Genomic DNA, 17,423 nt, shown 5'->3' on the forward strand with positions numbered 1-17,423 from the left:
TCCATTTTGTAATTTAAGTTGACCTATAATATCAAACATGCATGTCCGACTGGCCGCATCCTGGCCGGGGCAACGCGTCAGCAGGCCCACATCACCATGGTGATGTGGGCCTGTTTTCATTTAACCGCTCTGAATAATAGGTCTTCCGTGAACTTACGTCTTTCTTCCGCCGCGCTGGCCGCCTGTTTCGCCCTCCTCACCGGCTGCATGACGCCGCCGCAAACGCCGGTGGCCCTGGCGCCGCAAGCCTTCGTCGCGCCGACCAACAACTACGGCGTCTATATGGCAGCACTGCCGGTGGTCGACACCCAGTTTCCGGGTGCGAATTGCCTGTTGTGCATGGCTGCGGCCTCGGTCATGAACTCGTCCCTGACCAGCCACGTCAAGACGCTGCCTTACGAAGAGCTGCCGCAATTGCCGGCCCAGGTTGCTACCGTCCTCAAACAGCGCGGCGCAAACGTCACCATGATCGAGAAACTCGATTTCTCCGCCCTGCCCGACAATGGCAAGGCTGCGCCGGGATTCTCGCGCAAGGACCTGTCCGGCCTGAAGGCCAGCCACAAGATCGACAAGCTGCTGGTAATTAGCCTGACCATGGTTGGCGTCGAGCGCCCCTTCGCATCGTACATTCCGACCAGCGATCCGAAAGCGAAGATCGCCGGTGCCGCCTACATCGTCAACCTGGCCGACAATTCGTACGAATGGTACGTGCCGCTGGACGTGCAGAAGGCTGCCGACGGCAAATGGGATGAACCGCCGACCTTCCCTGGCGTGTCCAATGCGTATTTCCAGGTACTGGAAATGACCAAGGACCAGATCGTCAAGCCATTGTCCAATTAAGCCATTCACTTTTCTGAAAGACCAGCCCCGATGATGCGTTTCGCCCGCCGCCTGCCACGCCCCCACCTCGTTTCCGCCTGCCTGGCGCTGTGCGCGGGGGTGGGCCTTTCCATGCCATGGCAGCCGGCGCATGCCACGGACGTGCCGGTCCAGGCCGGCGTGGCGGCGAGCGATGCGACGGCGCAGCGCGTCGGCCTGCGCCTTCCGGCCGCCGACAAGGTGGCGTTTCGTGGGGCGGTCAATTTCGACAAGGCTGGCGTTGCCGGCGGCGGTGCGGTGATGTACCCCGCGCCCGGCCTGGTCGGCCTGCTGGCCGCTGTCGCCACGCACGCCGTCGTGTCGGGCACAATGCGCGACCTTGAAAAGGAACGTATCCGCACCAAGGCGGACCAAGTCCTCGCCCCCTATCAGAGCGTCCTGGATGCGTATACACACCAGGAGCTCATGCAAGCCTCGCTGGCGCACATCAAGACTGGCAGCGCCAGGCAGATCATCGCGCAAGCGGCTTCGCCGGCCCCGGGCGACACCGTGATCGACAGCGTGCCCCTGTTTTACCTGACACAGGACCACCAGGCGCTCATTCTCGACAACGCCATTTCGATCAAAACGGCGGGCCGCGTCACGCCGTACGAGAACATCATCCGCATCGTGTCGCCGGAGCGCGGCGGCCAGGCTGGGCCGGATGTGTGGCTCGGCGACGACGCCGGCATGCTCAAGTGGGAAAGTGCGCGCATGTACGCGCAAGCGCTCGATATCGCGCTGGCGGACATGGCAACGGCCGGCGCGGCTGCGCTGCCGTTCAAAACAGTACGCTACAACGAAGGCGCGGTCGAGCGCATGGAGCGCGCGCAGTTGATCAGCGAAAGCTGCGACTACCTGGTCTTGCGCACCCTGCGCGGCAATCTGATGGCGGTGCCGCGCAAGGCGGAAGCGCAAGCGGGCTGCGGCGCTGCCGCCACGCCTGCCGGCTGAGCGGCAATCCCAGTTCCACGGTCCGCGCAAGCCAGCGCGGACCGGCCTGATCAGGCCAGGGCGGCGATGCCCGCCTTGGCGATCTGCGCATCCTGGTCCGACTTCACGCCCGACACGCCCACAGCGCCGATCACGTGACCGTCGACGATGACCGGCACGCCGCCCTCGAGCATCCCTTCCACGAACGGCACCGTCAGGAACGCCGTGCGGCCGTTATTGATGATGTCTTCATAGACCTTGCTCTCGCGCCGGCCCAGGGCCGCCGTCTTGGCCTTGGAGGGGGCGATGTGCGAGGACAGGGGCGCGGCGCCGTCCAGACGCTGCAGCGACAGCAGGTGGCCGCCGTCGTCGACGATGGCGATGGTGACCGCCCAGTTGTTGGCGATGGCTTCGGCTTGCGCGGCGGCGGCGATTTTGGTGACGTCGGCGAAGTTCAGGTACGGTTTCGATGGCATGTTGGATCCCAGGTGAATGAATGCGGCGGATTTTACGGCAAGCGCGGGCGCTGCCGATATCGGAACGGCTATAGCGCTTATGACTGCTGGCGCGCCTTGAGCTTGGCTTTGATCTGCGGCATCATCGCCGCGGCGGCCTGCTCTCCCGCCATGATGGCGCGGTTGCGGCCGGCAAAATCGTTGCTGCCCATCTTCGCCAGCGCTGGCGAGATGACGATGTCGGCATCCTTGAGCTCGTAGTGATTGAGGCGCTGGCCCATGATGGCGAAGGTTTGCATCAGCACTTCCAGCGAGCTGACGGCCGCCTGGGCGTCGGTCTGGCTCGAAATATTGACGGCGATAATGAAATCAGCGCCCATTTCGCGCACGAAGCGCACCGGCACCGGCGCCACCAGGCCGCCATCGACATACGAACGGTCGCCAATGCGCACCGGCTGGAACACGCTAGGCACGGACGAGGACGCGCGCACCGCCTGCCCCGTGTTACCGCGCCGGAACAGAATCGGCTGACCGTTGTTCAGGTCGGTTGCGACGGCGCCGAAGGGGATCTTGAGCTTTTCGATCGGCACGTTCTTGACGGCCTTGTTCACATAATTCTGCAAAGCTTCGCCCTTGAGCACGCCCGACGACTTGCCGAACAGCGGCATGGCCCAGTCCGAAATCTCGGCCTCATCCATTTCCATGGCGGTCTTTTGCAGGGCGAAGCCATCGTTGCCGGCGGCATACATGGCGCCGACCACGCTGCCGGCGCTGGTGCCGACCACGATTTCCGGGTAAATGCCCTGGGCTTCAAGCGCCTTGATCACGCCGATATGGGCGAAACCGCGGGCAGCGCCGCCACCGAGGGCCAGGCCGATGCGAATCTTCTTGGGCAGCGCGGCGGCCGCCGGTTGCAGCACGGCGGCCGGCTTGGCCGCCGGAGGGGTGGGGTTGCTGCCGCAGCCGGCGAGCAACACAGCGAGGGCGATCAGGGTACGGCGTTTGGTGAACATAGTGGTCGTCAAAGAAGCGAAGACCACGATTGTACCTGCTCGCGGGAACGCCGTAGCGTGCCAAGCTGCGCTGGTGGCGCGGATCTAAATGCCAGATGGAAAAATTTTCATCATCGTTTATACCAACAAGGAAAGCCGGCACTGATCAACAGCGACAGCTACCTCGCCCCCGTCAACAACCGGCAAGACAATGCGCGTGCGCCGTAAAACTATCTGCGCGCCCGTTTCGGGGTGGTGGAGTTCAGCGTGGAAGGGGGTGACGGAGATTTTCGCGGTGGAAGCGAAGTCGACTTGATGGAAATTGCTTGGGGAGAAAGGCAGTCAGCGCGCCGCGATTGCCTTGGGCCGTGCCGCGCACTGCCCAAGGCAACATCAGCGTCAAGCGTTGATTTAGAAGCTGATTGTCTCGCCGGTATTGCCCTTGATCATGCGAACTTCTTCAATGGCGACCGATCCTGCGCCGATAAACGCATTGGCACTGCCGAGCGACCCGTTCGTGCCGGTGGCCGAACCACTTGCGGAGGACCTTGCCAGCACCTCGATGGTAGTCACACCGGAGCTGACACCCGGCGCAACGAAATTAAATGCGTTGGCGTTGAGCGTCTTCAAGATGAGCTGTAGCTCCTCCGGGTCGGCGCAAGTCACCGCGCCGGTCGTTAAGTCCGCCTTACAGTTCAGGCCTGAAAACTTGGCTTTGAGCGTCTGCACACGATCGCAGAACACAATGCCATCGCCAGTCGTGTTGGTGGCATCCTGACCGGTCGAGGGCTGAGCGTAGCTGACCGCGCCAGAGGGAGCGGTAATCTTCACTTTCACGCGGACGGTCCCCCGCGCTTCCGCAGAATCCAGCGAACCATTGACGCTTTTTACCGTCGTATCGGTGACGATGCCGCATTGAAGTGAGGCATTGATAAACAGGTCTTTCTGATTCGCCGTCTTGAGCTGCTGCTTCAAAATACTCGTCCAGCCGTCGCTGCCATTGCCGGCACAGCCAGTAGCACTACCGCTACTGCAAGGTGGCAAAACGGTGAGCGACGTATAGGCAAAAGTCGCTTTGGACGATGGCAAGGACTGCGCGGAGGCACTCATGCCAGCCAGCGCAGCCAGCAGGCCAACACAGATTGATGCGGTTTTCAGTTGAATACGCTGTTTGCTTTGCTTATTCATTATCACTCCAATTTTCAAATTAAATTCAAAATGGAATGCACTCGCCAAAATGCATTTCATCAACACTGCCCGTCGAAAACTTTCTTTTCCGGCACGAACAGTTAGAGAACTTTATTTCTATTGGAGAGAATGAACTTTGATTTTTTATAAGATTTCATACATCGCAATAATTTGCATGAATGAATCATTTGCTGATCTCTACAGCAATGCGCAACGTGTTCCGGTCAGCGTCAGGCTGCCGGCAGCGACACGATAAAGCTGCTGCCCTTGCCCGCTTCCGACTTGATGGTCAGGCTGCCGCCATGGCGCAGCAACACGTGCTTGACGATCGCCAGCCCCAGCCCGGTACCCTGGGTTTCCCGCGAGCGGCTCTTGTCGACCCGGTAAAAGCGTTCGGTCAGGCGCGCGATGTGGATCTGGTCGATGCCGATGCCGGTATCGGTGGCCACGAACTGCGGGCCGTTGGGTCCCATCTGCCAGGCCAGGTGCACAGTGCCGCCGGGCGGCGTGTAGCGCACCGCGTTCGAAGCGAGGTTGCCGAAGGCGCTGCGCAGCTCTTCCGGATTGCCCGTGATGCCCGGCCCGTTAACGCTGGACGTGATCTGGTGCTTGCCGCCCGACAGCGCCCTCGCCTCCTGCACGATCTGCTCCATCAGCGCGGCAATGTCGACCGGCTCGCTGCGCAGCGGGTAATCCATCGATTCCAGGCGCGACAGGGTCAGCATGTCCTCGATCAGGCGCTGCATGCGGTGGCCCTGCTCGGTCATCAGTTTCAGGTGCGACATGCGTGTTTCCGCATCGAGGTTCATTTCGCTCGACGCGATTTCGAGGAAGCCGACGATCACCGTCAGCGGCGTGCGCAGCTCGTGCGAGGCGTTGGCGATGAAGTCGCGCCGCATTTCCTCGATGCGCTGGGTTTCGGTGGCGTCGTGCGTGACCAGAATCTGGCGCCGGTTCTCGAACGGGATGATCTGGCAGATCAGCTTGCGGTCGCGAAAGCTCAGCGTCAGCGGGTTGTCGTAGCGCCCGAGGATGATGTAGTCGATGAAATCGGGATGGCGGATCAGGTTGGTGACGCGCATGCCCTTGTCGCGCTCGAGCGTCAGGCCGAGGTGGCGTTCGGCGGCCGGATTGCACCATTCGAGGAACAGGACGTCGTCCATGATGGCCACGCCGTCGGGCAGCAGGTGCATGGCCTGGCGGAAACGGGCCAGCCATTCGGTCAGTTCGGCCTGGTTGCGTTCGTCGTCGCGGCGCAGGCGGTACAGGCGCGAGAAGATATTGGTCCAGGAACCCCAGCCGTCGGGGAGCTTGGCGGAGTGCGGGTCGTCCAGCCAGTCGCCGAGCTGGTGCAGGTAGGAGAGCTGGATGAACAGCAGGATGAAGACCGAGAGAAAGGCGACGGCCAGGCCGTAGACCAGGCCGAACAGCCACCAGAACACGCCCGCGCCAAGCAGGATGAAGCACATGCGCAGCAGCGCGGGGATCCAGAACAGCAGTTTCGGGTTCATGTTGCGGGGGGTGTCCTTATAAAGCTAAATACATACCTCGTCGATGCGGGGTTCCCATCTTCCGGCCAGCACCGTCGTTGCCGCTATCTGCGTCGCTCCCGCTAGCTCCGTCGTTTCCATTAGCTCCGTCGTTCCCGCGCAGGCGGGAACGACGGCTTAACAGGTGCGGCTGCTACGCGTTGCGGTAGCGATGCGTCACACGTGCGACGCCTAGCGCTTGCCGTTGCGCTTGCAATCGCAATTGCGCTACGGCGTCTCCACCAACATCACTTCTCCGACAGCATATACCCCACGCTGCGCACCGTCTTGATCAGCTTTTCCGATTCCTTGAGCGCCTTGCGCAGCCGGAGCACATGCACGTCGACCGTGCGTTCTTCGATCACCACATGGTCGCCCCATACCTTGTCGAGCAACTGGCTGCGCGAAAACACCCGTTCCGGATGCGCGAGCAAAAACTTCAGCAGCTTGAACTCGGCATGCCCCATGTCGATCTTCTGGCTGTCGATCGACACCGTGCAGCTGACCGGGTCCAGGGTCACCGGCCCGGCGCTCATGACCGCCTGGTCATGCTCCGGACTCTTGCGCCGCAGCAGCGCCTTGGCGCGCGCCAGCAGCTCGCGCGGCGAAAACGGCTTGGTCACATAATCGTCGGCGCCATTGTTCAAGCCGGCGATCTTGTCCTCTTCCATGCTCTTGGCCGTCAGCATGATCACCGGAATATCCTGGAAATTGCGGTCCGAACGCATGCGCGACAGCATCCTCAAACCCGTCTGGTCGGGCAGCATCCAGTCCAGCAAAATCAGGTGCGGAATGCGCTGCTGCATGAATTCCCAGGCGTCGGCCACATTCTGCACCGAACACACATTCCAGCCCGCCTCGCGCAGCGAGAACGTGACCAGTTCCACAATCGCCGGCTCGTCTTCTACAATCAATACAGTCGTTTTGTCAGATGCCATTGATATTACGGTAAGGGGTTGTCAGGGATCGAATGCGCCTGTTTGGAGTGCCGGATATCCTTGCCTTCAACGACGTAGATGACATATTCCGCGATGTTCTTGGCATGGTCGCCAATGCGCTCGATGGCCTTGGCCACCCACAAGGTGTCCAGCGCCGACGAGATCGTGCGCGGGTCTTCCATCATGAAAGTAATCAGGTTGCGCATGATCGAGCGGAATTCATGGTCGATCACCGCATCCTGGGCGATCAGCTGCAAGGCTTGCTTGCCGTCGAGGCGCGCAAAGGCGTCCAGCGCGTCATGCAGCATGTCGGACGTGGCGGTGGCGATCGTGCGCACCATTTCATAATGGTTCACGCCGACGGCGCCGCGCCCGTGCAGATTCTTGGAGGTGCGCGCAATCTTGGCCGCTTCGTCGCCGATGCGCTCCAGGTCGGTGATGACCTTGATCGTGGCCATGACCGTGCGCAGGTCGTTGGCGGTCGGCTGGCGCCGCACGATCAGGTGGCTGCAGGCGTCGTCGAGCGCCACTTCCAGCTGGTTGACTTCGTCGTCTTCCGCGATCACGCGGTCGGCGCGCTCCAGGTTGCCGATGCGAAAACACGTCATCGCGTCGAGGAACTGGGTCTCGACGATGCCGCCCATCAGCAACACCTTGGAGCGGATGGTTTCAAGTTCGTGGTCGTACTGCTTGGATGAATGCTCGCCTATCATTGCTGCTCTCCGTAATTAGAATTGTCGTGGCTCAGCCAAAGCGTCCGGTGATGTAATCCTGCGTTTCCTTGCGGGCGGGATTCATGAAGATCTGGTCGGTCTCGCCGAACTCGACCAGCTCGCCCAGGTACATATAGGCGGTGTAGTCCGAGCAACGCGCGGCTTGCTGCATGTTGTGAGTCACGATGGTGATCGTGTAATCCTGTTTGAGTTCGCTGATCAGCTCTTCCACTTTCGCGGTCGAGATCGGGTCCAGCGCCGAGGTCGGCTCGTCGAGCAGCAGCACGTCCGGTTTTACCGCCACGCCGCGTGCGATGCACAAGCGCTGCTGCTGGCCGCCCGACAGCGACAGGCCGCTTTTGGTCAACTTGTCCTTGACCTCGCCCCACAGCGCCGCTTTTTTCAGCGCCCATTCGACGCGCTCATCCATCTCGCCCTTGGACAGGTCTTCGTACAGGCGCACGCCGAAGGCGATGTTGTCGTAGATCGACATCGGAAACGGGGTCGGCTTCTGGAACACCATGCCGACCTTGGCGCGCAGCATGTTCACATCCTGGCCCGGATCAAGGATGTTCTTGCCGCGGTACATGATCGAGCCCTCGGCGCGCTGGCCGGGGTACAGGTCGTACATGCGGTTCAGGGTGCGCAGCAGGGTCGACTTGCCGCAGCCGGACGGGCCGATGAAGGCCGTGACCTGCTTTTCGAAAATGTCGAGGCTGACATTGGTCAGGCTTTGCGTTTTGCCGTAAAAGAAATTCAGGCCGGAAATCTCGATCGTCTTGTTCTTTGGCGTTACAGTAGGAATCGGTGTAGGCATAGGGCTCATAAGATGGATCGGTCGATTATTTCGTGGTTTTCTGGCTGAACATGGTACGCGACACAATGTTCAATAACAACACGCTGAAGGTCAGCAGCAGGGCCGCGGCCCAGGCCAGGTTGATCCAGTTGTCGGACGTGCTCATGGCGAACTGATTGATGACGACCGGCAAGTTGGCGATCGGCGCGTTCATGTCGGAACTGAAGAACTGGTTGTTCAGGGCCGTGTACAGCAGCGGCGCGGTTTCGCCGGTGATGCGGGCTACCGCCAGCAGCACGCCGGTGACCACGCCCGATTTCACGGCGCGCAGGCGCACCGTGGTGGCCACTTTCCAGCGCGGGGCGCCGAGGGCGAAGGCCGCTTCCAGCAAGCTTTGCGGCACCAGGCGCAGCATGTTGTCGGTGGTGCGCACAACCACCGGAATGGCGATCAGCGATAGCGCAATCGAGCCGGCATAGCCCGAATAATGCTTGGAGACGTCGACATACATGGTCCACACAAAAATGCCGAGCACGATCGACGGGGCCGACAGCATGATGTCGGTCACGAAGCGGGTGACCTGGGCGAAGCGGTTCTCTTCGCCGTATTCAGCCAGGTAGACGCCGGCCAGGATGCCGATCGGGGTGCTGATGAAGGTAGCCAGGCCGACGATCATCAGGCTGCCGACGATGGCGTTGCGCAAACCGCCGCCTTCGCTGCCGGGACCGGGCGTATCCTGGGTGAACAGGCCCAGCGACAGGCCGGCGAAACCCTTGCTCAGCAAGGTCCACAGGATCCACATCAGGAAGATCAGGCCGACCGACATGGCCATCACCGACAGCGCGATGCCGATGCGGTGCTTCCAGAGGCGCTTGCGGTAGACGGGATTGAGAATGGTCTGGCTCATTTGACGCCTTCCTTGCGCGACATTCCGGCCAGCATCAGCTTGGCGGCGGACAGGACGATGAATGTAATGATGAACAGGATCAGGGCCAGCGCCAGCAGCGACGACACGTGCAGCGCGGACTGGGCTTCGGCAAACTCGTTGGCCAGGGTCGAGGAGATGCTGTTACCGGCCGAGAAGATCGACCACGACAGTTTGTTGGCGTTACCGATGACAAAAGTCACCGCCATGGTTTCGCCGAGCGCGCGGCCCAGGCCCAGCATGACGCCGCCGACCACGCCGGTCTTGGTGTACGGCAGCACGATCTTGCGCACGACTTCCCATTTGGTGCAGCCCAGTCCGTATGCCGATTCCTTCAGCACGGCCGGGACGATCTCGAACACGTCGCGGATGACGGAGGCGATGAAGGGAATGATCATGATCGACAGCACCAGGCCGGCGGTCAGGATGCCGATACCCATCATCGGGCCGGTGAACAGATGGCCGATGATCGGCAAGTGGCCGAGGGTGTTTTTCAGCAGCGGCTGCACGTATTCGGCGAACAGTGGCGCAAACACGACCATGCCCCACATGCCGTAAATAATCGAGGGAATGCCCGCCAGCAGTTCGACGGCGGTGCCCAGCGGGCGGCGCAGCCAGACCGGGCAGATTTCAGTAAGGAACAGTGCAATGCCGAAGCTGACCGGAAACGCGATCAGCAGGGCGATCACCGAGGTGGCGAGCGTGCCGACGATGGCGATCATGGCGCCGTATTTGTCGTTGCCCTGGTCCCATTCGACGCTGGTGATGAAGCCGATGCCAAATTCCCTGAAGGCGGGCGCGGCGCCGACCACCAGCGAACCGATGATTCCGATCAGCACAATCAGGACCGATGCCGCGAACAGCAGGGTCACTTTGTGGAAGAAGAAATCCTGGATGCGCTGCTTGCGCATCGTTGAAAGCATGGCGACCTGCTCACGGTCAGGCGCCGCTGGTTTGCTCATGTCCATTGCGATAGTTGGGTTTGCGCTCATTGATTGACTTCGCTAGGTGTCCACATGGAGGTAGTTTCAAGGTGTTACTTTAATGCTGACCGGCAGGCATGCCCCATGGCTTGCCTGCCTTAACTTCGTTGCACGGCTACGCATGCGGGGCGGGCACCAGACCCACCCCGTGCCGTCTTACCAGATCGACTTGCCGGATGCGTCTTTCAGATTGGCTTTCCAGGAGTCGCTCACCAGCTTGGTGACGGTGTCCGGCAGCGGCACGTAGTCCAGTTCGACAGCCGACGCATTGCCATTCTTGAACGACCAGTCGAAGAACTTCAGTACTTCCTTGCCCTTGGCGGCATCGGCCTGGTTCTTGTGCATCAGGATGTACGACACGCCGGTGATCGGCCAGCTGTTCTTGCCAGCCTGGTCGGTCAGGACGATGCCGAAGCCTGGCGCCTTGGCCCAGTCGGCGGAAGCGGCGGCGGCCTTGAAATTCTCGTCGTCCGGCTGCAGGAAGGTGCCATCCTTGTTCTTGAGCTGGGTGTGAGCGATCTTGTTCTTCTTGGCGAACGCCCATTCCACGTAACCGATCGAGTGCTTGACCCGCTGCACGGTCGAGGCCACGCCTTCGTTGCCCTTGCCGCCCACGCCGGTTGCCCATTTCACGGCTGCATCGGCGCCGATCTTGGTCTTGAATTCCGGCGACACTTTCGACAGGTAATCGGTGAACAGGAAGGTGGTGCCGGAGCCGTCGGCGCGGTGCACCACGGTGATTTCTTCGGCTGGCAGCTTGACGCCCGGGTTCAGCGCGGCGATTTCAGGCGCGTTCCACTTGGTGATCTTGCCCAGATAGATGTCGGCGATGACCGGGCCGGTCAGTTTCAGTACGCCCGGAGCGACGCCGTCGATGTTGACCACGGTAACCACGCCGCCCATGATGGCCGGGAACTGCATCAGGCCCGCGGTGTTGAGCTCTTCCACGCCTAGCGGCTTGTCGGAAGCGCCGAAATCGACGGTTTTCGCCTTGATCTGTTTGATGCCCGCACCCGAACCGACGGACTGATAGTTCAAGCCGTTGCCGGTGGCCTTCTTGTACGATTCAGCCCATTTTGCATACACTGGGTAAGGAAACGTCGCACCCGCGCCGGTCATGTCAACCGCCAGGGCGGAGGTCGATGCCGCCAGTGCGCCGATGCCTACGATAATGGAAGCCAACAACTGTTTCATTCGCATATCAAGTCCTTGTGGGTTATACAACGTGGAATGCTGCGCAGTCTAACGCGCAAATATGACACGTTTATGACATGACCGAAATCCTGTAAGAATCCTTTTTCTGGCTGCATGATACGCTTGGCATGCCAATTCGCCATGTCACACAATTCGGGGCGTGTGTCACCGACCTGTAATATTTCTTTATTACACTGGCTGCGTTTACTATTATCTATCTGACTAGTTAAAGACATAATGAAAACTGCATCGACGTCGGACCCGGCGCGCGCCAACATCTTCCTCGACCGGGAACTGTCGCAATTGACGTTCAACCGCCGCGTGCTGGCCCAGGCCGAAGATCCTTCGCTGCCTCTGCTGGAACGGCTGCGCTACCTGTGCATTGTCAGTAACAACCTGGACGAGTTTTTCGAAGTGCGCGTGGCCAGCCTGCTGGCCCAGGGCAACCTGGCGGAAAATCCCGCGCTGGCGGCCAACCTGGCCCGCATCAGTAATGAATGTCACAATCTGGTCAAGGACCAGTACGCCGTTCTCAACACCGACGTGCTGCCCGAATTGCAGAAAAACGGTGTGCACCTGGTGCGCCACACCGACCGCAACGACGCGCAGCGGGCCTGGGTCAAGGAATATTTCGAGCGCGAAGTGCGTCCCCTGCTCACCCCGATCGGACTCGACCCGGCCCACCCGTTTCCGCAGGTGGTTAACAAAAGTCTCAACTTCATCATTTCACTGACCGGCAAGGATGCCTTCGGGCGCGGCACCGGGATTGCCATCGTCAAGGCGCCGCGGGTGCTGCCGCGCGTGATCCGCCTGCCGGACCACCTGTCGACCAACGGCGGCATGTCGTTCTGCCTGCTCTCCTCCATCATTCACTCGCACATCGAAGACCTGTTCACGGGGCGCGAAGTGATCGCCTATTCGCAATTCCGGGTCACCCGCGACAGCGACCTGTGGGTCGACGAAGAAGAGGTCAAGAACCTGCGCCAGGCACTCAAGGGCGAGCTGCAGGGACGCCAGTTCGGCACGTCGGTGCGGCTGGAAGTGGCCAAGAACTGCGCGCCGGAACTGGCCGACTTCCTGCTCGAACAGTTCGGGCTCGACAAGAGCCGCCTGTACGCGGTGGACGGCCCGGTGAATCTGGTGCGCCTGGCCGAGCTGATCGACCATGTGAAGAAGCCGAGCCTGCGCTTCGAGCCTTTTGTCCCCGGCACGCCGCAAAAGGTCGCGCATCACGACATCTTCGAGCAGCTCAAGAAGCACGACATTCTGCTGCACCACCCGTTCCAGTCGTTCCAGACCGTGGTCGACTTCATCCAGGTGGCCGCGCACGACCCGTCGGTGGTGGCGATCAAGCAAACCATTTACCGCACCGGCATGCACTCGGACCTGATGGAAGCGCTGATGGCGGCCGCCCGCGCCGGCAAGGAGGTGACGGTAATCCTGGAACTGATGGCGCGCTTCGACGAAGAAGCGAACATCAACTGGGCCGACAAGCTGGAGCAGGCCGGCGCCCAGGTGGTGTACGGCGTGGTCGGCCTGAAAACCCATGCCAAGGTCGCGCTGGTGATCCGGCGCGAGGAAGCCGACGCCGACGGCAGCCCGGGCGGCCTGCGGTTCTATGCCCACCTCGGCACCGGCAACTACCACCTGACCACCACCCGCCTGTACACCGACTTTGGCCTGTTGACCGCGCACGCGGAAATGGCGCAGGAAGTGAACGAAGTATTCATCCATCTGACCAGCCTGACCAAGCCGCACAAGCTGACCCATTTGTGGCTGGCGCCGTTCGCGCTGCAGAGCGAGATCATCAAGGCGATCCGCAATGAAGCCAAGATCGCCCGTTCGGGCCGGCCGGGGCGCATCATCGTCAAGATCAACGCGCTGGTGGACGAATCGGTGATCCGCGCGCTGTACGCGGCTTCGCACGACGGCGTGAAGATCGACCTGATCGTGCGCGGCGCGTGTACGCTCAAACCGGGCGTGCCGGGGCTGTCGGAAAACATCAAGGTGCGCTCGATCATCGGCCGCTTTCTGGAGCACAGCCGGATTTACTACTTCCGCAACGACCTGGCGCACGATGTGTACCTGGCCAGTGCCGACTGGATGAGCCGCAACCTGTTTCGCCGCATCGAAGTCGCCTTCCCCATCCTGGACAAGGCGCTCAAGCGGCGTGTGATTACCGAGGGTTTGAACCCTTACCTGAAAGACAACTCGAATGCATGGGAGCTCGATCCGAGCGGGCATTACCAGCGCCGCCGGGTGCGCGGCAAGCAGGTTGAATTTTCGGCGCAGCATCATCTGATGCAACTTTTGGGCCGGCCGCCGGTCGATAGCGAGTAAGGAGACGAGAGCATGGATCTGATTTTATGGCGGCATGCGGAGGCGTACGACGCCGAACCGGGTCAGGACGACATGGAACGCGCGCTCACGCCCAAGGGCCAGAAGCAGGCAAGGCGCATGGCCGACTGGCTGACCTCGCAGCTGCCCGACAGCTGCCGCATCCTGGTCAGCCCGGCGCTGCGCACACTGCAGACGGTGGAGCCGCTCAAGCGCAAGTTCAAGATCGTGCACGATCTGGCGCCGGGCGCCGATCTGGAAGATGTGCTGATGGCGGCCAACTGGCCCAACGGGCGCGAGCCGGTGCTGGTGGTCGGGCATCAGCCGACCCTGGGCCAGGTGGCAGCCTTGCTGCTGTCGGGCCAGCCGCAGGATTGGCAGATCAAGAAGGCCAATGCGTGGTGGCTGGTGCAGCGCGAGGCGCTCGATCCCTACAGTTTGTACTTGAAAGGCGTGATGGCGCCCGACCTGATTGTTAAATAAGTGCAGCGCAACCTTGAATTGCGACATCGATCTGCTAAAGTTTAGAGGTATCAACTAAGGGAGAAATCGCTCAACGGCGGTTCATGATCATGTTCAGCATGCTCGTCATGGCCTTTTTTGGAGGGATGGTTGGGTTGGTGCTGTATGAGCTGGTGGAAGAGGTTCACGGCAGCGCGCTCGACCTGCGCGATCGCTATCACGAATAGCACAGGGCCTGATAGGGCCGAAAAAAGCGGCAAGGCCTTTGAGGCGCTTGCCGCTTTTGCGTTTGTGCGGGAGAACCGCTACACTTTTCCAATGCCTCGCTTCGACGTTACCCCCTACCGCCGTCGCCCCCACGCAGGCGGGGGACCAAATTTGTATGCTCAGTCGCGGACTACTGAACGAACTTGGGCTCGGGCCCGCGCCGAGTTGCTTACCGAACAGCAGCGCCGTCATGGCCGCCGGCCAAGCCTGACTGTCGGCTCATGCAACGGATAACGCAGCAGATGGCATTGCACAAAGCATGCAAGCCATCCGCTCGCGCAGGCGACAATACGGGCGAACGCGAATCAGCGCCCCGTCTTGAACTTTGTGAACGTCCTGGTCATCACCCTGCGGATATCCTGCGGCACCGCTTCCGGCGGGATCATCTTCTTCAGATCCTCATCCGACAGGAACACGCTCTTGTTTTCCGCAATATCCTTGCGCACGAACTTGATGCTGGCCTTGTTCGGATTGGCGAAAAACACCTTGTTGGTCAGCCCGGCCTGCACGTCCGGACGCATGATGTAGTTAATCCACAGATGCGCATTGTTCGGATGCGGCGCATCGGCCGGAATGGCCATGGTATCGAACACCAGCGGCGCGCCGTTCTTCGGCACCAGCGCCTCGATCTTGACGCCCTTCTTCGCATCGATGGCGCGCTGGCGGGCGATATTGATATCGCCTGCCCAGCCGAAGGCCACGCAAATGGCGCCATTGGCCATGTCGTTGATGTACCCGGAAGAACTGAACAAGGTCACGCTCGGGCGCACCGCCTGCAGCATCTTGCCCGCTTCGGCATAATCGGCCGCGTTCTTCGAGTACGCCGGCTTGCCCATGTAATGCAGCGCCGCCGGAAACACTTCGGATGGCGAATCGAGGAACGACACGCCGCACGATTTCAGCTTGGACGTATACACCGGATTGAAAATGAGCTCCCACACATTAGCCGGCAGCGGGGTCGTGCCCAGGGCGGCCTTGACCTTGTCGACATTGATGCCGACCGTGGTGTACCCCCACATCCAGTCCACCAGATACTCGTTGCCCGGGTCTAAGGTGGCCAGCTTGGCCTGGATGCCCGGATCGAGATTCACCAGGTTCGGCAGCTTGGACTTGTCGAGTTTGCGCAGCAGCTTGCCGTCGATCTGCTGGCGTGCCCAAGGCGCCGTCGGCACCACGATGTCATACCCCGATTTTCCGGCCACCAGCTTGGCGTTCAACACTTCGTTACTGTCGAAGACGTCGTAACGCACCGTGATGCCGGTTTCCTTGGTGAAGTTCTTGATTGTGTCGTCGCCGATGTAATCGGACCAGTTATACACGTTCAGGACCTTTTCCTCCGGCGCCTGGGCCTGGGCCGGAGAGCCCGACCAGATCACCGCGGCCAGGGCGGCAAGACCGAGCCCGAGCCGACGTTGTGCGTGCGTATGCCGATTGACTGCCACCATTGATGCCTCCGTAAGTAGATGAAAGCCCCGCATATCGGGGCGCGCTGCCAGAATGATCGTGCATTGCGGCCCGGTTGGCAAGCGCCGCCGCACATGCCGAACTAGCTCACATCGCCCCTCTTGCGGTATCCTTTCCGCTTCTCCCCTTCCCGGACAGTTTCCGACGATGAAAACAACCCCTGCGGCGCCCGACGGGAACACCCCGGAACCACGTATGTACCGGGTGGTGGCCGACAGCATCGAGACCCTGATCGCCGCCGAGGGCATGCGGCCCGGCCAGCGCCTGCCGGCCGAACGCGACCTGTCGGCACGCCTGGGCGTGAGCCGCGCCTCATTGCGCGAAGCGCTCATCGCCCTCGAACTGGGTGGCGTGGTCGAGGTGCGCAGCGGCTCGGGGGTATATGTCAGCGCCCAGGCGGGCGACGCCAGCCAGGCGCCGGAAGTCGGCCCCGGACCGTTCGAGGTGCTGGCGGCGCGCCGCATGATCGAAACCGAGGTGGCCGGCATCGCCGCGAAAATGGCCACCGATTCGGCCATCGACGCCATCCTCACGGCAGTACTGGAAATGGAGCGCGACCACGAAGACCGCGCAAGCAACGAGCAGGCAGACCGCAACTTCCATCTGGCGCTGGCGCGCGCCACCGGCAACACGGCGCTGGTGGGCGCGGTCGACTACCTGTGGAACCAGCGCGGCACGCTCTGGCACAAGCTCAAGGAACATTTCCAGACGGAGGAACTGCGCAAGCAGACGCTGATCGACCACCGCAACATCCTGGGGGCGATCGCCGCGCACGATGTGGCCGGCGCGCGCCAGGCCATGCGCACCCACCTCGAACGCGTCACCCGAACCTTCTCCCGTGCATAAGCGGAGCATGGCGCCGCGTACCGGCGGCTTTACCTACGTGGGGCTGATGGTGTTGGTCGCTGTGATCGGCGTGGCGACGGCGGCCACCGTCTCGGTGGGCGACCTGGCGCGCCGGCGCGAAGCCGAAAACGAGCTTCTGTTCGTCGGCAAGCAGTACATCCGCGCCTTTCTCGAATACGAACTCAATACCCCGGAAGGCCACGCCAGCCATGCGCCATCGCGCCTGGAAGACTTGCTGCAGGACCCGCGCCAGCCGGGCATGAAGCGCTACCTGCGCCAGATCTATCCCGACCCGATCACCGGCAAGGCCGACTGGCAGCTGGTGCGCGCGCCGGGCGGCGGCGTGATGGGGGTGCGCAGCGCATCGTGCGCGCCAACGATACGGCGCAGTTTTCCCGACGGCGACTGGATGTACCTCGATGGCCAGAAGCGCTACTGCGACTGGCAGTTCGCGTATGTGATGGCGTGCGGCGGGAACTGCAAGGACACGCTCAAGCCCGAGGACTGAGGCTCCGGAACGAAAAAAAGCCACGCCCAAGGTTG

The 17,423-nt window shown here is 61.5% G+C and carries 18 protein-coding genes; 7 read left to right on the forward strand and 11 right to left on the reverse strand.

Annotated elements, in window-relative coordinates; translation table 11 throughout:
• The first annotated feature begins 147 nt into the window (after positions 1 to 147).
• Positions 148 to 840: a hypothetical protein gene (locus RBA40_RS07430; protein WP_306647196.1), complete on the forward strand. Its 693-nt coding sequence runs from the start codon at positions 148 to 150 to the stop codon at positions 838 to 840.
• A 30-nt stretch (positions 841 to 870) separates the two neighbouring features.
• Positions 871 to 1,812, forward strand: coding sequence for a hypothetical protein (locus tag RBA40_RS07435; RefSeq protein ID WP_306647198.1), 942 nt, complete (start codon positions 871 to 873; stop codon positions 1,810 to 1,812).
• 50 nt (positions 1,813 to 1,862) lie between these two features.
• On the opposite strand, the gene RBA40_RS07440 is transcribed toward RBA40_RS07435, so the two are convergent.
• The 10 genes from RBA40_RS07440 to pstS form a co-directional block, all read right to left on the reverse strand.
• Positions 1,863 to 2,267 (reverse strand): heme-binding protein, encoded by a 405-nt coding sequence (locus RBA40_RS07440; RefSeq protein WP_306647199.1) that lies wholly within the window; start codon positions 2,265 to 2,267, stop codon positions 1,863 to 1,865.
• 77 nt (positions 2,268 to 2,344) lie between these two features.
• The gene (locus RBA40_RS07445; RefSeq protein WP_099880520.1) at positions 2,345 to 3,259 is read right to left on the reverse strand and encodes a patatin-like phospholipase family protein; all 915 of its coding nucleotides are present in this window, start codon (positions 3,257 to 3,259) and stop codon (positions 2,345 to 2,347) included.
• Between the two features lie 390 nt (positions 3,260 to 3,649).
• Positions 3,650 to 4,426: a hypothetical protein gene (locus RBA40_RS07450; RefSeq protein WP_306647201.1), complete on the reverse strand. Its 777-nt coding sequence runs from the start codon at positions 4,424 to 4,426 to the stop codon at positions 3,650 to 3,652.
• Positions 4,427 to 4,656: 230 nt separating this feature from the next.
• Entirely contained in the window at positions 4,657 to 5,937 is a 1,281-nt protein-coding gene (gene phoR / locus RBA40_RS07455; protein WP_306647203.1) for a phosphate regulon sensor histidine kinase PhoR, read from the reverse strand.
• Positions 5,938 to 6,203: 266 nt separating this feature from the next.
• Positions 6,204 to 6,893, reverse strand: a complete 690-nt coding sequence (locus tag RBA40_RS07460; RefSeq protein ID WP_099880526.1) for a response regulator — start codon at positions 6,891 to 6,893, stop codon at positions 6,204 to 6,206.
• A gap of 5 nt (positions 6,894 to 6,898) precedes the next feature.
• On the reverse strand, positions 6,899 to 7,606 hold the full coding sequence (phoU, locus tag RBA40_RS07465; protein WP_054267437.1) for a phosphate signaling complex protein PhoU: 708 nt from the start codon (positions 7,604 to 7,606) through the stop codon (positions 6,899 to 6,901).
• Positions 7,607 to 7,637: 31 nt separating this feature from the next.
• On the reverse strand, positions 7,638 to 8,423 hold the full coding sequence (pstB, locus tag RBA40_RS07470) for a phosphate ABC transporter ATP-binding protein PstB (protein ID WP_099880528.1): 786 nt from the start codon (positions 8,421 to 8,423) through the stop codon (positions 7,638 to 7,640).
• Positions 8,424 to 8,448: 25 nt separating this feature from the next.
• A complete protein-coding gene (gene pstA, locus RBA40_RS07475) occupies positions 8,449 to 9,309 on the reverse strand; it encodes a phosphate ABC transporter permease PstA (RefSeq protein ID WP_099880530.1) in 861 nt (286 codons plus the stop codon).
• On the reverse strand, positions 9,306 to 10,295 hold the full coding sequence (pstC, locus tag RBA40_RS07480; RefSeq protein ID WP_306647465.1) for a phosphate ABC transporter permease subunit PstC: 990 nt from the start codon (positions 10,293 to 10,295) through the stop codon (positions 9,306 to 9,308). The genes pstA and pstC overlap by 4 nt, the downstream gene beginning before the upstream one ends.
• A 171-nt stretch (positions 10,296 to 10,466) precedes the next feature.
• Positions 10,467 to 11,510 carry a phosphate ABC transporter substrate-binding protein PstS gene (pstS, locus tag RBA40_RS07485; protein WP_306647205.1) on the reverse strand — a complete coding sequence of 348 codons (1,044 nt, stop codon included), beginning with the start codon at positions 11,508 to 11,510 and terminating at the stop codon, positions 10,467 to 10,469.
• 231 nt (positions 11,511 to 11,741) lie between these two features.
• Between pstS and ppk1 the strand changes: the two genes are divergently transcribed.
• From ppk1 to RBA40_RS07500, 3 genes are all read left to right on the forward strand, one after another.
• Entirely contained in the window at positions 11,742 to 13,844 is a 2,103-nt protein-coding gene (ppk1, locus tag RBA40_RS07490; protein WP_306647207.1) for a polyphosphate kinase 1, read from the forward strand.
• 12 nt (positions 13,845 to 13,856) lie between these two features.
• Entirely contained in the window at positions 13,857 to 14,324 is a 468-nt protein-coding gene (sixA, locus tag RBA40_RS07495) for a phosphohistidine phosphatase SixA (protein ID WP_306647209.1), read from the forward strand.
• An 83-nt stretch (positions 14,325 to 14,407) separates the two neighbouring features.
• Positions 14,408 to 14,530 (forward strand): hypothetical protein, encoded by a 123-nt coding sequence (locus RBA40_RS07500; protein ID WP_306647211.1) that lies wholly within the window; start codon positions 14,408 to 14,410, stop codon positions 14,528 to 14,530.
• 345 nt (positions 14,531 to 14,875) lie between these two features.
• Here RBA40_RS07500 and RBA40_RS07505 read toward each other — a convergent pair whose 3' ends face one another.
• The gene (locus RBA40_RS07505; RefSeq protein ID WP_306647213.1) at positions 14,876 to 16,015 is read right to left on the reverse strand and encodes a polyamine ABC transporter substrate-binding protein; all 1,140 of its coding nucleotides are present in this window, start codon (positions 16,013 to 16,015) and stop codon (positions 14,876 to 14,878) included.
• A 166-nt stretch (positions 16,016 to 16,181) separates the two neighbouring features.
• Between RBA40_RS07505 and RBA40_RS07510 the strand changes: the two genes are divergently transcribed.
• Positions 16,182 to 16,880 carry a FadR/GntR family transcriptional regulator gene (locus RBA40_RS07510; RefSeq protein WP_306647215.1) on the forward strand — a complete coding sequence of 233 codons (699 nt, stop codon included), beginning with the start codon at positions 16,182 to 16,184 and terminating at the stop codon, positions 16,878 to 16,880.
• A gap of 7 nt (positions 16,881 to 16,887) precedes the next feature.
• Positions 16,888 to 17,388 (forward strand): type II secretion system protein, encoded by a 501-nt coding sequence (locus RBA40_RS07515; protein ID WP_306647217.1) that lies wholly within the window; start codon positions 16,888 to 16,890, stop codon positions 17,386 to 17,388.
• Positions 17,389 to 17,423 lie beyond the last annotated feature (35 nt).

It is taken from the genome of Massilia pseudoviolaceinigra (genome assembly GCF_030846505.1).
Lineage (GTDB): Bacteria > Pseudomonadota > Gammaproteobacteria > Burkholderiales > Burkholderiaceae_D > Telluria_A > Telluria_A violaceinigra.

Coding starts and splice junctions, on each gene's coding strand:
- RBA40_RS07435 (WP_306647198.1), top strand. CDS start 871: ATGATGCGTTTCGCCCGCCGCCTGCCACGCCCCCACCTCGTTTCCGCC.
- RBA40_RS07440 (WP_306647199.1), bottom strand. CDS start 2,267: ATGCCATCGAAACCGTACCTGAACTTCGCCGACGTCACCAAAATCGCC.
- RBA40_RS07445 (WP_099880520.1), bottom strand. CDS start 3,259: ATGTTCACCAAACGCCGTACCCTGATCGCCCTCGCTGTGTTGCTCGCC.
- RBA40_RS07450 (WP_306647201.1), bottom strand. CDS start 4,426: ATGAATAAGCAAAGCAAACAGCGTATTCAACTGAAAACCGCATCAATC.
- phoR (WP_306647203.1), bottom strand. CDS start 5,937: ATGAACCCGAAACTGCTGTTCTGGATCCCCGCGCTGCTGCGCATGTGC.
- RBA40_RS07460 (WP_099880526.1), bottom strand. CDS start 6,893: ATGGCATCTGACAAAACGACTGTATTGATTGTAGAAGACGAGCCGGCG.
- phoU (WP_054267437.1), bottom strand. CDS start 7,606: ATGATAGGCGAGCATTCATCCAAGCAGTACGACCACGAACTTGAAACC.
- pstB (WP_099880528.1), bottom strand. CDS start 8,423: ATGCCTACACCGATTCCTACTGTAACGCCAAAGAACAAGACGATCGAG.
- pstA (WP_099880530.1), bottom strand. CDS start 9,309: ATGAGCCAGACCATTCTCAATCCCGTCTACCGCAAGCGCCTCTGGAAG.
- pstC (WP_306647465.1), bottom strand. CDS start 10,295: ATGGACATGAGCAAACCAGCGGCGCCTGACCGTGAGCAGGTCGCCATG.
- pstS (WP_306647205.1), bottom strand. CDS start 11,510: ATGCGAATGAAACAGTTGTTGGCTTCCATTATCGTAGGCATCGGCGCA.
- ppk1 (WP_306647207.1), top strand. CDS start 11,742: ATGAAAACTGCATCGACGTCGGACCCGGCGCGCGCCAACATCTTCCTC.
- sixA (WP_306647209.1), top strand. CDS start 13,857: ATGGATCTGATTTTATGGCGGCATGCGGAGGCGTACGACGCCGAACCG.
- RBA40_RS07500 (WP_306647211.1), top strand. CDS start 14,408: ATGATCATGTTCAGCATGCTCGTCATGGCCTTTTTTGGAGGGATGGTT.
- RBA40_RS07505 (WP_306647213.1), bottom strand. CDS start 16,015: ATGGTGGCAGTCAATCGGCATACGCACGCACAACGTCGGCTCGGGCTC.
- RBA40_RS07510 (WP_306647215.1), top strand. CDS start 16,182: ATGAAAACAACCCCTGCGGCGCCCGACGGGAACACCCCGGAACCACGT.
- RBA40_RS07515 (WP_306647217.1), top strand. CDS start 16,888: ATGGCGCCGCGTACCGGCGGCTTTACCTACGTGGGGCTGATGGTGTTG.